Origin of the sequence: Gordonia sp. UBA5067 (assembly GCF_002414845.1) — a bacterium.
Taxonomy (GTDB): Bacteria; Actinomycetota; Actinomycetes; order Mycobacteriales; family Mycobacteriaceae; genus Gordonia; species Gordonia defluvii.
The window spans coordinates 155,349-169,262 of record NZ_DIAX01000045.1 but is presented as its reverse complement, the minus strand read 5'-3'; the positions used below and the strand labels follow the sequence as shown (position 1 = coordinate 169,262).

At 68.9% G+C, this 13,914-nt stretch carries 14 protein-coding genes and 2 tRNA genes; 5 read left to right on the top strand and 11 right to left on the bottom strand.

Going from position 1 to position 13,914, the window contains the following annotated elements:
• Positions 1 to 85 precede the first annotated feature (85 nt).
• Positions 86 to 158: transfer RNA gene (locus B4M62_RS07590), tRNA-Thr, on the bottom strand.
• 121 nt (positions 159 to 279) lie between these two features.
• A tRNA-Tyr gene (locus B4M62_RS07585) sits at positions 280 to 360 on the bottom strand.
• 105 nt (positions 361 to 465) lie between these two features.
• Between B4M62_RS07585 and B4M62_RS07580 the strand changes: the two genes are divergently transcribed.
• Complete coding sequence (locus B4M62_RS07580; protein WP_290706362.1) at positions 466 to 957, top strand: YajQ family cyclic di-GMP-binding protein; 492 nt, start codon at positions 466 to 468, stop codon at positions 955 to 957.
• 36 nt (positions 958 to 993) lie between these two features.
• Here B4M62_RS07580 and B4M62_RS07575 read toward each other — a convergent pair whose 3' ends face one another.
• The 3 genes from B4M62_RS07575 to B4M62_RS07565 all read right to left on the bottom strand — a co-directional run bounded on the left by B4M62_RS07575 (position 994) and on the right by B4M62_RS07565 (position 3,223).
• Positions 994 to 1,143 (bottom strand): hypothetical protein, encoded by a 150-nt coding sequence (locus B4M62_RS07575; RefSeq protein ID WP_290706361.1) that lies wholly within the window; start codon positions 1,141 to 1,143, stop codon positions 994 to 996.
• A gap of 109 nt (positions 1,144 to 1,252) precedes the next feature.
• Positions 1,253 to 2,107: a zinc metalloprotease HtpX gene (gene htpX, locus B4M62_RS07570; RefSeq protein WP_290706360.1), complete on the bottom strand. Its 855-nt coding sequence runs from the start codon at positions 2,105 to 2,107 to the stop codon at positions 1,253 to 1,255.
• 96 nt (positions 2,108 to 2,203) lie between these two features.
• A complete protein-coding gene (locus tag B4M62_RS07565; RefSeq protein ID WP_290706418.1) occupies positions 2,204 to 3,223 on the bottom strand; it encodes a polyprenyl synthetase family protein in 1,020 nt (339 codons plus the stop codon).
• 91 nt (positions 3,224 to 3,314) lie between these two features.
• Here B4M62_RS07565 and B4M62_RS07560 point away from each other — a divergent pair, with 91 nt between their 5' ends.
• Entirely contained in the window at positions 3,315 to 4,586 is a 1,272-nt protein-coding gene (locus tag B4M62_RS07560) for a geranylgeranyl reductase family protein (protein WP_290706359.1), read from the top strand.
• Positions 4,587 to 4,645: 59 nt separating this feature from the next.
• Here the strand turns inward: B4M62_RS07560 and B4M62_RS07555 are convergent, their stop codons facing one another.
• The 5 genes from B4M62_RS07555 to menD all read right to left on the bottom strand — a co-directional run bounded on the left by B4M62_RS07555 (position 4,646) and on the right by menD (position 10,207).
• Positions 4,646 to 6,046, bottom strand: coding sequence for a YibE/F family protein (locus tag B4M62_RS07555; RefSeq protein ID WP_414651807.1), 1,401 nt, complete (start codon positions 6,044 to 6,046; stop codon positions 4,646 to 4,648).
• 10 nt (positions 6,047 to 6,056) lie between these two features.
• Positions 6,057 to 6,746, bottom strand: a complete 690-nt coding sequence (locus B4M62_RS07550; RefSeq protein ID WP_290706358.1) for a demethylmenaquinone methyltransferase — start codon at positions 6,744 to 6,746, stop codon at positions 6,057 to 6,059.
• 61 nt (positions 6,747 to 6,807) lie between these two features.
• Positions 6,808 to 7,983, bottom strand: a complete 1,176-nt coding sequence (locus B4M62_RS07545) for a glycosyltransferase family 4 protein (RefSeq protein ID WP_290706357.1) — start codon at positions 7,981 to 7,983, stop codon at positions 6,808 to 6,810.
• Positions 7,984 to 8,078: 95 nt separating this feature from the next.
• A complete protein-coding gene (locus B4M62_RS07540) occupies positions 8,079 to 8,540 on the bottom strand; it encodes a hypothetical protein (protein ID WP_290706356.1) in 462 nt (153 codons plus the stop codon).
• 23 nt (positions 8,541 to 8,563) lie between these two features.
• The gene (gene menD, locus B4M62_RS07535) at positions 8,564 to 10,207 is read right to left on the bottom strand and encodes a 2-succinyl-5-enolpyruvyl-6-hydroxy-3-cyclohexene-1-carboxylic-acid synthase (protein WP_290706355.1); all 1,644 of its coding nucleotides are present in this window, start codon (positions 10,205 to 10,207) and stop codon (positions 8,564 to 8,566) included.
• A 126-nt stretch (positions 10,208 to 10,333) separates the two neighbouring features.
• On the opposite strand from menD, the gene B4M62_RS07530 reads away from it, so the two are divergent.
• Both B4M62_RS07530 and B4M62_RS07525 read left to right on the top strand, forming a co-directional pair.
• The gene (locus B4M62_RS07530; RefSeq protein WP_290706354.1) at positions 10,334 to 10,951 is read left to right on the top strand and encodes a class I SAM-dependent methyltransferase; all 618 of its coding nucleotides are present in this window, start codon (positions 10,334 to 10,336) and stop codon (positions 10,949 to 10,951) included.
• A 29-nt stretch (positions 10,952 to 10,980) separates the two neighbouring features.
• Positions 10,981 to 12,219, top strand: a complete 1,239-nt coding sequence (locus B4M62_RS07525) for a saccharopine dehydrogenase family protein (protein WP_290706353.1) — start codon at positions 10,981 to 10,983, stop codon at positions 12,217 to 12,219.
• 6 nt (positions 12,220 to 12,225) lie between these two features.
• Here the strand turns inward: B4M62_RS07525 and B4M62_RS07520 are convergent, their stop codons facing one another.
• On the bottom strand, positions 12,226 to 12,861 hold the full coding sequence (locus B4M62_RS07520) for a PaaI family thioesterase (RefSeq protein ID WP_290706352.1): 636 nt from the start codon (positions 12,859 to 12,861) through the stop codon (positions 12,226 to 12,228).
• Between the two features lie 72 nt (positions 12,862 to 12,933).
• Here B4M62_RS07520 and B4M62_RS07515 point away from each other — a divergent pair, with 72 nt between their 5' ends.
• Entirely contained in the window at positions 12,934 to 13,884 is a 951-nt protein-coding gene (locus B4M62_RS07515; protein ID WP_290706351.1) for a 1,4-dihydroxy-2-naphthoyl-CoA synthase, read from the top strand.
• Positions 13,885 to 13,914 lie beyond the last annotated feature (30 nt).

The following is a 13,914-nucleotide window of genomic DNA, read 5'->3' as shown; positions in this document are numbered from 1 at the left end:
CCCCCGACCTCACGATTATGAGTCGTGCGCTCTAACCAGCTGAGCTACACCGCCGCGCGGACCGAACCGTTCGTCGGGTCCAGCGAGCCCCCTGACGGAATCGAACCGTCGACCTTTTCCTTACCATGGAAACGCTCTACCGACTGAGCTAAGGGGGCGTCGTCGTCAATGCCCGGGGACGAACCCGATCAAAATACGACATGACGAGGTTACACACCGATGAGCGGGTCGGCCAAATCGCTGGTCGAAGCCCGAATTTCCCGGTGAAACTCCGCGTCGTGGCAGGTATAGGATTCGAACCTATGTAGCTTGCGCGACGGATTTACAATCCGCTCCCTTTGGCCGCTCGGGCAACCTGCCGGTGCACTCCCCCGCGCTTGGCGCAGCGACGAAGGGCAACGCCGCAAAGAATACAACGAATCCCCGGTGCCAACGCAAACCCCCTGCTCAGGCTAGGCTGTGGCCATGGCAGATTCATCGTTTGACGTGGTCAGCAAGTTCGATCGCCAAGAGGTCGACAACGCGCTCAACCAGGCCGCCAAGGAGCTATCCCAGCGCTACGACTTCCGCGGCACCAATACCGGGATCGAGTGGTCCGGCGACGATGGAATAGTCATCACCTCCGACGCTCAAGAGCGCGCCGAGGCGGCCCTCGGGGTGTTTCAGGAAAAGCTGATCCGGCGCGACATCTCGCTGAAGGCCTTCGAAGCCGGCGAGCCCGCCGCGTCGGGGAAGACCTTCAAGATCACCGGCACCCTCAAGCAGGGCATCGACTCCGAACAGGCCAAGAAGATCACCAAGATCATTCGCGACGAGGGACCCAAGGGCGTCAAGGCGCAGATTCAGGGCGACGAGGTCCGGGTGTCGAGCAAGAAGCGCGACGATCTGCAGACGGTGATCGCCCTCCTCAAGGGGGCCGACGTCGAGGTCGCCCTACAGTTCGTCAACTACCGCTGAGCCTGCGCCCAATCCGGCCATCGTGGCGAGGAAGGCTCATCGCCCGTAGATCACTCGGAACACCCGGTCCAGAACAGTCGTGAGGAGATCGAATCCTCTCACCAAGACCGTTCCGCCGAGATAGCAGAGGCCGAGTATCGCGGCGATCACCGCAATGAAAATGAGGACTCCGGACGACGCTCCCATGACTTCTCCATTGACTTGGCCCCGGCCGATGACGGGTTGTCACCGGGACGGGGTCAAGTGTTGACGGGGGCCACGCCGTCGGCACGAGTAGCGCACTACTCGAATCGGGCTACACGCCTTTCCGGGCCATCTCCTGCAGGCGGGCGATCCGGTCCGCGGTCGGCGGGTGGGACGAGAACATCTTCTGCATCCCGGCGCCGCGGAACGGGTTCTCGATCATCATGTGCGCCTGCGACTCGATCTGCGGTTCGGGTGGCAGCGGCGCGGCATCAATACCGCCGGAGATCTTTGCCAGCGCCGAGGCGAGCGCCAACGGGTCTTTGGTCAACTCCGCGCCAGACTGGTCGGCCTGGTATTCGCGCGAGCGCGACACGGCCATCTTGATCACCGTCGCCGCGAGCGGCCCGAGAAGGGTCATCGCCAGGACGGCGACGATGCCGGGGCCGCCGCCATTGCGGTTGCCGCCGCCGAACCACATCGCCATCTGCGCCAGTCCGGTGATGACCGCGGCCAGCGCCCCGGCGACCGAGGAGATCAGGATGTCGCGGTTGTAGACGTGGGACAACTCATGGCCGAGGACGGCCCGCAACTCGCGTTCATCGAGCAGACGCATGATCCCCGACGTGCAGCACACGGCCGCATTCTTCGGGTTGCGCCCGGTCGCAAACGCATTCGGCGACTCGGTGGGACTGATGTAGAGCGCCGGCATCGGCTGGCGGGCATCGGTGGCAAGCTCCCGCACGATCCGGTACAACTCGGGCGCCTGCACCTCGGTCACCGGCTGTGCATGCATCGACCGCAGCGCCAGCTTCGCGGAGTTGAAGTACACGTAGGCGTTGGTCCCGATGGCGAGCAGGACCGAACCGATCAGGATCGTCTGATTCTGGAAGGTGGCGCCGATACCCACGATGATCGCCGACATCAAGCCCAGCAGCGCGGCCGTCTTCAGACCGTTGAAATGCATTCCCCACCTCGTTCTGCACTGTCGGCCGCCCACTGCGGTCGTCACCTTGCATAGTGCCAAACGTCGAGGCCGACCGGATCGTTCCCAGACGATCGGTCAGCCGGTGCGCTCGATGGTGTACTCGGCCAGATCCGACAGCGCGTCGCGCCCCGGACCGGCGGGCAGGTGGGCGAGGTCATCCTGTGCGGCCCGCAGATACCCGCGCAGTCTCTCGTGCGCGGCGACCATTCCGGCGGACGACCGGAGGAGCACCAGCGCCCGCTCGACCTCGGCGTCCTCGGTGAGCGGCCTCGGCTTGCCCGTCCGCGCATCGACGAGGAGCGCGCGCAACTCGGTGGCGGTGTCGTCGTGGTCGGCCAGCGCCAGCAGGACCGGCAGGGTGTGCACGCCTTCCCGCAAGTCGGTACCGGGTGTCTTGCCGGAGTCGTCGGTCACCGAGGCGATGTCAATGATGTCGTCGGAGACCTGGAACGCCGTGCCGATGACGTCGCCGAGCCGGGCGAGCCGCTCGATCGTCTCCGGGTCGGCCTGCGACGTCATCGCACCGAACCGGCCGGAGGCGGAGATCAGCGAACCGGTCTTCTCCCACACGACCTTGAGATAGTGCTCAATCGGGTCCTTGCCCGCAGTGACGCCCACGGTCTCGCGCATCTGGCCGGTCACCAACTCGGCGAATGTGTCGGCAATGATCAGCACCGACTCCGGGCCCAGGGTCGACACCAACCGGGAGGCGCGGGCGAACAGGAAGTCGCCCGACAGGATGGCCACCGAATTGCCCCAGCGCGAATTGGCCGACGGTGCACCGCGTCGAACCGGCGCCTCGTCCATCACGTCGTCGTGGTAGAGGGTCGCGAGATGGATCATCTCGACCACTGTGGCCGCGGTGATGACCTCGGGGGCGTCCGGCCGCGGTCCGAACTGGGCGGCGAGAATGGCGAACATCGGCCGGAAGCGCTTGCCCCCCGCCTTGGCGAGGTGGGTGGCCGCCTCGGTGAGCAAGTCGTCTCCCGACCCGAGCTCGGTGAGCAGCAAATCCTCTACCTGCGCCAACGACGACTTCACGGCAAGCGAGAACTCGTCCGAACCCAGATTCAAGCCGGCGATGGTCGACTTCACGTGATGCACCTGCACAAGTTTTCGGGGAGTCAGCGCGGTCGCGCCCGACACGCTGAGCGTATCCGACCAGGGCCCAAGACATACTGGTCGGGTGACACACTCCACCGACGCCGATCCCAGCATCTCGGCACCTGTCGACGCCACCGACATCCTCGTAGTCGGCGCCGGGCCGGCGGGATCGGCTGCCGCCCTCCGCGCGGCCCGCGCCGGACGCGATGTGACGGTGCTCGACCTGGCTTCCTTCCCCCGGGATAAGACGTGCGGCGACGGTCTCACCCCGCGCGCGGTCACCGCGCTGGTGGAACTGGGCCTGGGCGACTACCTCGCCGACCGCCCGCGCATCGCCGGGCTGCACCTCCACGGCTGGGGTGCCGATCAGCGGGTGCTGTGGCCGGGCAAACGCTTCGCCGATCACGGCAGCGCGGTGACGCGACTGGAGCTTGACGAACAGATCCGCGCTTTCGCTCAGGACGCGGGCGCCCGAATGATCCTGGGCACCAAGGCCGTCGACGTCGAGTGGGCTGGCGACCGGATCGCCGCCGTCATCGTCGAGGGCTCCGCCGGGCGGCGGGCGATCCGGGCGTCGACGGTCATCGTCGCCGATGGGGTGCGTTCCGGATTGGGTAAGATCCTGGGTCGCCAATGGCACCGCGACACCGCCTATGGAGTCGCCGGCCGCGCCTATGTGTCGTCGGCCCGCTCGGATGATCCGTGGATGGGCTCGCACCTGGAGTTGCGGGGCGCCGACGGGGCCCTGCTACCCGGATACGGCTGGGTGTTCCCGCTGGGCAACGGCACGCTCAATGTCGGCGTCGGCGCGCTGGCGACCGCCCGGCGGCCGGCTCATGTCGAACTCCGCCCGACGCTGCGCCACTACGCGGAGATGGTGCGCGACGACTGGCAGATCACCGGGGAACCGCAGCGGATCGCTTCGGCGCTGTTGCCGATGGGCGGAGCGGTCAGCGGCGTCGCGGGCCGGAACTGGATGTTGATCGGCGACGCCGCGGCATGTGTGAACCCACTCAACGGCGAGGGCATCGACTACGGGCTGGAGACCGCCCGGCTGGCCGTCGAACTCATCACCGACCGCGGCGGCGACTTCAGCGAGCGGTGGCCCGATGTGCTGACCGAGCACTATGCGCTCGCATTCTCTGCGGCACGGCGCCTGGCCGCGATGCTGACCGTGCCCGCGGCGGTGCCGTTGCTGGGCCGCCCGGGACTGCGGTCACGCGCGCTGATGTCGACCGTCGTGCGCGTCATGGGCAACCTCATCACCGACGAGGACGCTGACCTCGTCGCACGCGCCTGGCGCACCGCCGGGCGGATGTCGGTTCGCGTCGATGAGCGGCCGCCGTTCCGCTAGCCCAAGCCGGGCATGCCCGGCGGAGCGGGATTGGTTCGGCCGGCGGCGCCGCCCGGCCATCACCGGCCGGCCGGCACCGCCCCGTCGCGCGGGGAGATGGTGACCAGCGCAGCCGCCACCGCCGTCGTCAGCGGAACCGACAGCGCGATGGCGATACCGCCGACGAAGGCGCGGGCCAACTCGATCGCCACCTGATCGGTGGTGACCAGCGAGCCGAACGGCTGTGCGGCCACCGAGAACAGCAGCAGGAGCGGGAGCGCACTGCCGGCATAGGCGAAGACAAGGGTGTAGACGGTGCTCGCAATGTGGTCGCGACCCACCCGCATCGCGGCGCGAAACGTCGCCAGCCGCGACGGTTCGCCGGCCGCTGCCAGCTCAAACGTCGCCGACGCCTGCGTGATCGTCACATCATTGAGCACGCCGAGCGCCCCGATGATGAAGCCGGCCAGCAGTAGCCCCGTCATCGAGATCGTGCCGGAGTACAACTGCAGGTTCATGGCCTGATCACCGGACAGACCAGCGATATCCATGGTGCGGATCGCCAGCCAGCTCAACACCCCGGCGAACAGCAGCGAGACCAGGGTGCCCAGTAACGCCGCCGAGGTCCGCATACTCACGCCGTGCGCCAGGTAGAGCACCACGATCAGGATGAGCGCCGAGGAGGTGATCGCCACCGCCACCGGTGAATGACCGCTAAGGATCGACGGCAGGGTGAACACGCCGAGGACGGCGAACGCGAACACCAGCCCGATGATCGATCGCAGCCCCTTCCACGCCGCGACGACGACGATCGCCACCAGGAACAGGATCGCCCACACGATGATCGCCGGACCGCGGGCGAAGTCGAAGAAGCTGTAACGGAGCGACCCGTCAATACCGGGCACCGCGCTGACCCGGATGGTGTTGTCCACGCGCAGCGTCGGCTGGCCCGGTGCCGGATTGTCCGCGGTGGCCGGGTCTAGCCGGGGCTGGCCCGGGCCGTCGCCGGACTGCGCGCGATTCGTCGGGACCTGCAGCAAGACGAACCTGCCCTTGTCTGCACCGCTGTCGAGGCGGACCGTCGTCGCGTAGCACGGTCCGTCGACCACGGGCGCCACGCCCAGCGATTGCGGCGCATCGACGGCCACGCCGGTCATCGGGTTCTGGCACTCGGCCCGCGCCTGCGCGACGACGGTGGCGGTATCGGTGCGCATCGCCCCACCGTCGGCGGAGCGGAACTGTATGGGGATCGGGTGTTCGCCCGCCGCCGACGGCCACAGCACCGCCAGGCCGATGGCGACGGCGGCCACCGCGAGGGACAGCACCGTCACGACCACCCACCGCGCGGCGGCACCGATCGGCACCGGACCCGCGCCGTGCTGATGCCCATGCGCCGTTGGCGGGTCCCGGTGGACGACGACGTTGCGCTGCCCATCCTCGTGCTGCACCGGTTGCGTGTGGCGGCCGCCTGGTCGAGTCACGCGCCCAACGCTACTTGACGGCGCTGTGTAGGGCCGCGATCCCGCCGGTGAGGTTGTGCCAGTGCACGCCCCGGAAGCCGGCCTCGCGGATCAGCCCGGCCAGCATCTGCTGGTCGGGCCATTCGCGTATCGACTCGGCGAGGTAGACGTAGGCCGCCGGATTGCTGGAAACGCGCGTGGCCACCTCGGGCAGCGCCTTCATCAGGTACTCCAGGTACACGGTCCGGAACGGAGCCCACGTCGGGGTGGAGAACTCGCAGATCACCAGCCGCCCGCCCGGGCGCAAGACCCGGCGTAGCTCCCTCAGGGCGCGGCCGACGTCGTTGACGTTGCGCAGCCCGAAGGAGATGGTGGCCGCGTCGAAGGACTCGTCGGCGAACGGCAGGGCGAGTGCGTCCGCCGCGACCTTCGGCACGGCGCGGTTCGCGCCGGCTTTGAGCATGCCGAGCGAGAAGTCCGCGGCCACCGCCTGGGCCCCACTCTTGGCCAGCTCGACGGTTGACACGGCGGTGCCCGCGGCCAGGTCGAGAACCACCTCGCCACGGCGCAGCCCGAGGGCGCGCCGCGTCGCGGCCCGCCAGCGACGGTCCTGGGCGAAAGACAGGACGGTGTTGGTGATGTCGTAGCGCTTGGCCACGCCGTCGAACATCGTGGCCACATCCTCGGGGCGCTTACTCAGATCTGCGCGCTCGTCGCTCATTCCTCAAACCGTAGTCGGCGCAGGCGCGCCGCACCCAGTCGCGGGCAGTGGACGGCCACCGTCAGCTGGCCAGCTGCCCGGCAGCGCTGCTGGCCGCACGTTCGCCGACGGCGGCCCGATAATGTCCGAGCAGCTCGTCGCACACCGAGGCCCACGTCCGCGTGCGCACCCAGGCCAGCCCCGATCCGCCGAACCGCGCCCGGGTCGCCGGGTCGCGCAGGGCCTCGAGGGCACCGGGGAGGCCGGCTTCGAACTGGTCGGGATCGAGCAGGAAGCCGGTGCGGCAGTGGGCGATCAAGTCGCGAGGACCACCCGCGAGCGGCCCGATGACCGGCACGCCGCTGGCCATCGCCTCCTGGATGGTCTGGCAGAACGTCTCGTGGCGACCGGCGTGGACGAAAACATCGAAGCTGGCGTAGGCCCGCGCCAGTTCGGCACCGTACAGCGCGCCGGTGAAGATCGCGCCGGGCAACTGCTGGGCGAGCTTGTCACGCTGCGGACCGTCGCCGACGATGACGAGTTGGACCGACGGGTCCCGCACCAGGGGCGCCAGTTTGTGCACATCCTTCTCCGGCGCGAGGCGTCCGACAAAGCCGACGATCAGCTTGCGTTCCCGGTCGTCGTCGTGACTGGCTCCCGTCCATTGGGCGATCAGGTCGGCATCGGCATGTTCCGGGCCGAACTGCGCCAGGTCCACCCCCCGGCCCCAGCGGTGAACACGGGGGATGCCGTGTGCGCGCAAGTCGGCGGCACTCGACGACGACGGCGCGAGCGTGCGATCACAGGACGAGTGCAATCGGCGCAGGTAACGCCATGCCGCGCGCGAGGCGATGCCGGCCCGGTAGCTGGCTGCGAAGCCGGCGACATCGGTCTGGAACACCGCGACCGTCGGCAAGTCGAGCCGGTGCGCTGCGTATGCACCGGCACCGCCGAGGACGAACGGTGATGCGAGGTGGACGATGTCGGGGTTGAATTCGCGCAGCGCGCGGTGGACCTTCGGGGTGGGGACGCCGACCGGCAGCGACCGGACCCCGGGGAACATGATTGCCGGGACGTGGTGCACCGGCGTGCCACGGCCCACCCGCGTCGGCCCCGACGCCTCGCCGCGCGGGGTATCCGGCGCGACGATGAGCGCCTCGTGCCCGTGGTCCTCAAGATGATCGACGACGCGCAGAACCGAGTTGGTCACACCGTTGACCTGCGGGAGGAAGCTTTCCGAAACAATAGCCACTCGCATGGTCCTCAGTTTTCGCGGCGCGTGCGGCCCATCGATGGTGCGAACGCGAAATCGCGGTGAACGAACAGCGAATTCGTGTTGGCGCCGAACGGCATTCAGTGTGACGGGAGCTGCGCGCGGACCGCCGTGTGCGCGCCCCGCCCGCGGCGCCCGAGTTCGGCCACGAGCACCATCAGCCCGGCCACGACCGCCCAGCCGCCGACGATCACCGACAGCACCGGGATCACGGCCAGGGACGCGCTGCGGCCGGTCGGGCGCACCAGCCCGTCGGGATTGGAGGCGTCATAGTCCACCGAGATCCGCTCCCCCAGCGAAAGCTCCGTCGGGTACAGCAGGCCGAGTTGCGGGCTGTGAAACTTCCCGTCGGGAGTGAAGAAGCCGACTGCGGCGTGCAGCCGGTCCGCTGCGGACACCTCGGCAACCGCAACAGCCTTGTTCGCATTGATCCGCGCGTCGTTCTTGACGCATCCGGCAAACAGGAAGACCGCCATCAGGGTCAGGATTGTGCCGACCACCAGCAGCGCGACCTGCACGATGCGCTGCGCGGTCGGATTCATGACTCCAGGCTACCGGGGCGCTGCTACGCCAGCGCGGCCGCGATGCTCTCATGGACGCCCCGCAGACCGGTGCGGTCGGTGGCGACTTCCAGGACCTGGATCCCCGCCGCCGGACCGGTGAGCGCCGCGCGGAGCCCATCGACGGGCACGCGGCGATGCGCGACGTGCATGCCGGCGCACAACGCGGCGAGATCGGTGCGATGCGGGGTGCCGAAAATTCGCTCGTATGCGCCCGCATAGGCGTCTCCCTGAAAGCGCGGGTCGCCCTGTTCGAGGAGGCCGAAAATTCCTCCGCCGTCGTCATTGGCGACGACGATGCGCAAGTCGGCCGGGGTGGGCTCGTCGGGACCGATGATCAATCCGGTCGAGTCGTGGATGAAGGTGAGGTCGCCGAGCAGTGCAACGGTCGGCCCGCCGGCCAGCGCGACGCCGATCGCCGTCGAGTTCGCACCGTCGATCCCGGCGACCCCCCGATTCGACAGCACCCGGACCTGCTCGCCGACGGTGCCCGCCAGGGCGACATCGCGAATCGGATTGGAGGCGCCGAGGAACAATTGGCGGCCCGGCCCGACAGCGCCGGCGACGGCGACCGCGACGTGCAGGCCGGTAGTCGACGGCGTTTGGGCGAGGACCCGGGCGACCGCGTCGACCGCCCGGTCGTTCTCGGTCGCACACTGCGCCAGCCAGCCGGCACCGGGCGCACCCGCCGGTTCGACCCGGGTGCCGGTTGAGTAGACGTTGCCCGAAACGTCGGGCCAGCGCGGGCCCGTGGTGATCGCGTGAACGCGGACCTGCGGATCGGCCAGCAGGCGCGCCACCCCGCGGTGCAGAGTAGGCCGGCCGCAAATGATGGCCTGGTGCGGCTTGATCCCGCCCAGCGCCAGCGGATGCAGTGGCACGGCCGGCCGAGGCGCCGTGGGCTCGGCAACGGTCGGAAGACCGGCCAACTCGGGGTTGACGCCGGACCCGTGCCCGGCGACGACGACCGTGTCGAGGCTCAGGTCGACCGCCACGGGGATGTCGAGCCGGCCCGCGGGAGCCTGTGTCCACGGCAGTCCGTCCTCGCGGCCGCCGAACCCGGCAAGGTCGTCGTCGACCGCCGTCCCCGGACCGGGGACCAGGGGCTCGCGCAATGGAATGTCGAACTGGACCGGTCCGGCGTTGCCCGTGCGGGCGCCCCGGGCCGCCGCCAGCACGCGCCCGACGGCCGAGCGCCACTGGCTGTTGGTGTCCACACCGTCCTCGGCCAGTCCGATGCTGATGGCCGCGCGCACCTGGGTGCCGAACAGGCCGAACTGCTCGACCGTCTGATTGGCACCGGATCCGAGTAGTTCGTACGGCCGGTTGGCGCTGACCACGACGAGCGGGATCCGCGCGTAGTTCGCCTCGAACACCGCCGGACTGACATTGGCGACGGCGGTTCCACTGGTCAAGACGATCGGGACCGGACGCTGGGAGGCCACCGCGAGGCCGAGGGCGAGGAAGCCGGCCGACCGCTCGTCGATCCGCACGTGCAGTCGGAGCCGCCCGGCGGCGTCGGCGGCGTGCAGCGCGAACGCGAGGGGCGCGTTGCGCGATCCGGGACACAGCACCGCCTCGGTCACCCCGTCCCGGATCATTTCGTCAACGATGACCCGGCCCTGCAGCGTCGACGGATTGAGTGGCATGGACCCAGTCTGTCACGCACTCACAATGGCCCGGGCAGCGCCAATGTCATCGCGCAGCGCCGATCGGGGATGCCCTATGACAATGGTGCTGCGGGACTTGCGGCACCATCGGGGCACAATCGACCCATGGGCTGTTACGAGGATCGAATCCTGCCGCACATCGTGAAATTCACCTGCGGGATGCCGGCGATGCGCAAGGTCCGGCGCACCGCGACAGCCGGTCTGCACGGCGATATCGTCGAAATCGGGTTCGGCTCGGGCTCCAACGTCGGCTGCTATCCCGCCGACGTGACCTCGGTGATGGCGATCGAGCCGTCCGACACTGCCTGGGCAATGGCCGAAGACGCCGTCGCGGACAGTCCGATACCCATCACCCGCGGCGGCCTCGACGGTCAGCGGCTCCCCTTCGCCGACGACTCCTTTGACGCGGCATTGTCCACCTACACGATGTGCACCATCCCGGATCTTCCCGCCGCCCTGGCCGAGCTGCGCCGCGTTGTGAAGCCGGGCGGGACGCTGCACTTCTTGGAACACGGCAGCGCCCCCGATGAGAAGGTGCGCCGATGGCAACGCCGGATCGAGCCGGCACAGAAGCGCCTGGGCGGCGGATGTCACCTCACCCGCGACATCCCGGCGTTGCTGACCGAATCAGGTTGGGATCCGGTCGAGCTCGAGCAGTATTACGCGACGGGGGCGCCGAAGGCCTTCGGCGCCCTGTCGATTGGCGTCGCCCGGGCCACCTGACCGCCGGGCAGAGCGGCTACGCTGGCACTATGAGCCGCGAGTTCGACATCGTTGTCTTCGGCGCCACCGGTTTCGTTGGTGAGCTGACCGCCCGCTACCTTGCCGATGCCGCGCCGAGCGGCACGCGAGTCGCGCTGGCGGGACGCTCAGAGGTCAAACTCACCGCCGTCCGCAGGCGACTCGGCAAGCGTGCGGCGACGTGGCCACTCATCGTCGCCGACGCCGACCGGCCGTCCACGTTGGACGCGATGGTCGCCCGCACCCAGGTCGTCTGCACGACTGTCGGCCCGTATCTGCGATATGGCGAGGCCCTGGTTACCGCTGCTGCGAGTGCGGGCACCGACTACGTCGATCTCACCGGCGAGGTCCCGTTCGTCCGCTACTCCATCGACAAGGTCGGCGACACCGCCGCGTCGACCGGTGCGCGGATCGTGCACGCGTGTGGCTTCGACTCCGTCCCATCCGATCTCGGCGCGTACGGTCTGTACCGCCGAGCGGAGGCCGATGGCGCCGGCACCCTGGGCACCACGACGATGGTTGTGATCTCGATGCGCGGCGCCGCCTCGGGCGGCACCGTCGATTCGATCCGGGTGATCGCCGAACAGGCGCACGATGCGTCGACCCGGTCGATTCTGCTCAACCCGCAGGCACTCTCGTCCGGCCCGGGCGAACTCGCACGCGGGGATCGACGCGCTGAGCCGAGTGACGCCGCACTCGTGCGGGCCGCCAGCGTCGACCCCTCGTTGCGCGGCACCCTGGCACCGTTCTTCATGAGTTCGTTCAACACCCGGATCGTGCGGCGCTCCAACGCGCTACTCGACTATGGCCCGGCCTTCCGGTACGGCGAGGCGATGTCGGTCGGCGCCGTACCGATCGTGTCCACCATCGCCTCCGCAGTCGTCGCGGCCGGACTGGGTATCGGGCTGGGGGCGATGTCTTTCAAACCAACTCGCAAACTGTTGGACCGCGTCCTGCCCAAGCCCGGCGAGGGCCCGAGTGAAAAGGCACGCGACAAGGGTCATTTCACGGTCCAGACCTTCACGACGACATCGTCGGGACGCCGCTATCGCAGCGAGATGGTCGCCCAGGGCGACCCCGGCTACAAAGCAACGGCGGTCATGCTGGGCGAGTCAGCGCTCGCGCTGGCCCTCGACCGCGACCGGCTTCCCGATCGCGCCGGTGTCCTCACCCCGGCGGTCGCCATGGGCGATGCGCTCACCGATCGGCTCACGGCGGCGGGGTTCGCGATCAGCGTCCGCGAACTGTGATGCGGGTCAGGCCTGCCCCGGCTTGAGTTCGATGAACAACGACTCGATGTCGGCGCACAGCCGATCACCATCGTGCAGTGTGCCGGCCACGAACATCTTGCGGCCGTCGCGGCGGTCTACCCGGGTCCGCATCTGGAGCGGCGTGTTCAGCGGGGTCAGCGACCGGTAGTTCACCTTCAGGAATGCGGTGCGGCACACGCCGTTGACCGCTACCGCCGACGCCATGCCACCGAGGTCGTCGAACGCGACGGCCACCTGGCCGCCATGCGCGACGCCGTTGCCACCGAGGTGGTAGGGCCGGAACCAGACAGTGGCCACCACCCCGTCGGGCCCGGCCGCAGAGATCTCATAGGGCGGCAACGTGATGTTGCCGCGCGCGGGCAGGTCGACGCGGGTGCCGGCCGGGGTGGTCCACTCGTCGACCAGGTACTCGTCGAGCTTCGCGTTGAGGTCGCGCAGCGTGGCAATGGCGTCCAGGGCGAGTTCGTCGCTGGGACACGCATAGCGGACCTTGTCCATCAGGGTCCGGACCTCTTCGTTGAAGTCGGCGTAGTGCGGACCACCGCGCTTGGTGGAGATGGCCAGATCCGGCCGGAACCCGCCTTCGTGGGCGGTGCTGGCGGCAGGCTGCGAGTCACTCATTTCCCCACGGTATCCCCACCACCGATCGGTACCGCCGCGGCCCCGCCCCGCGGCCTCACTACGCTGGACGTCATGACCGATGCCAACCCGTTCGATCCGGCGCTCTGGCGGCGGGTCCCCGGATTCGACGACCTGACCGACCTCACCTATCACCGCCACACCGGGCCGGGACGGGCCAACGGGATCGTGCGGATCGCCTTCGACCGGCCGGCGGTGCGCAACGCGTTCCGGCCGCACACCGTTGACGAGCTGTATCGCACCCTCGACCACGCGCGTCGCTCCCCAGATGTCGGCACGGTGCTGTTGACCGGCAACGGCCCGTCGCCCAAGGATGGCGGCTGGGCGTTCTGCAGCGGCGGCGACCAGCGCATCCGGGGCCGGTCCGGGTACCAGTACGCGGCCAGCCACGACACCGACGTCGCCGGCGCCGACTCGGACGGCGTTGACGAGGCCCGGGTCAAAGCCGAGGGCGGGCGGCTGCACATTCTCGAGGTGCAGCGCCTGATCCGCACCATGCCGAAGGTGGTCATCGCTGTGGTCAACGGGTGGGCCGCCGGCGGCGGGCACTCGCTGCACGTCGTCTGCGACCTCACCCTCGCCTCGCGCGAGCACGCCCGGTTCAAGCAGACCGACGCCGACGTCGGCTCCTTCGACGCCGGGTACGGCAGCGCCTACCTCGCCAAGCAGGTCGGGCAGAAGTTCGCGCGGGAGATTTTCTTCCTCGGCGAGGCCTACGACGCGGAGACGATGCACCGGATGGGGGCGGTCAACCGCGTCGCCGGCCACGCCGAGCTGGAGACCACCGCCATTGAGTGGGCCCGAACGATCAACGGTAAATCCCCGACGGCACAGCGCATGCTCAAGTTCGCGCTGAACCTCACCGATGACGGTCTGATGGGTCAGCAGGTCTTCGCCGGGGAGGCGACGCGACTGGCCTACATGACCGACGAGGCCGTCGAGGGCCGGGATGCCTTCTTGGAGAAGCGCGAACCGGACTGGGACGGCTACCCCTACTACTACTGAGCGCCGTAAGTGCTGTGCGTCGGCCTCGGC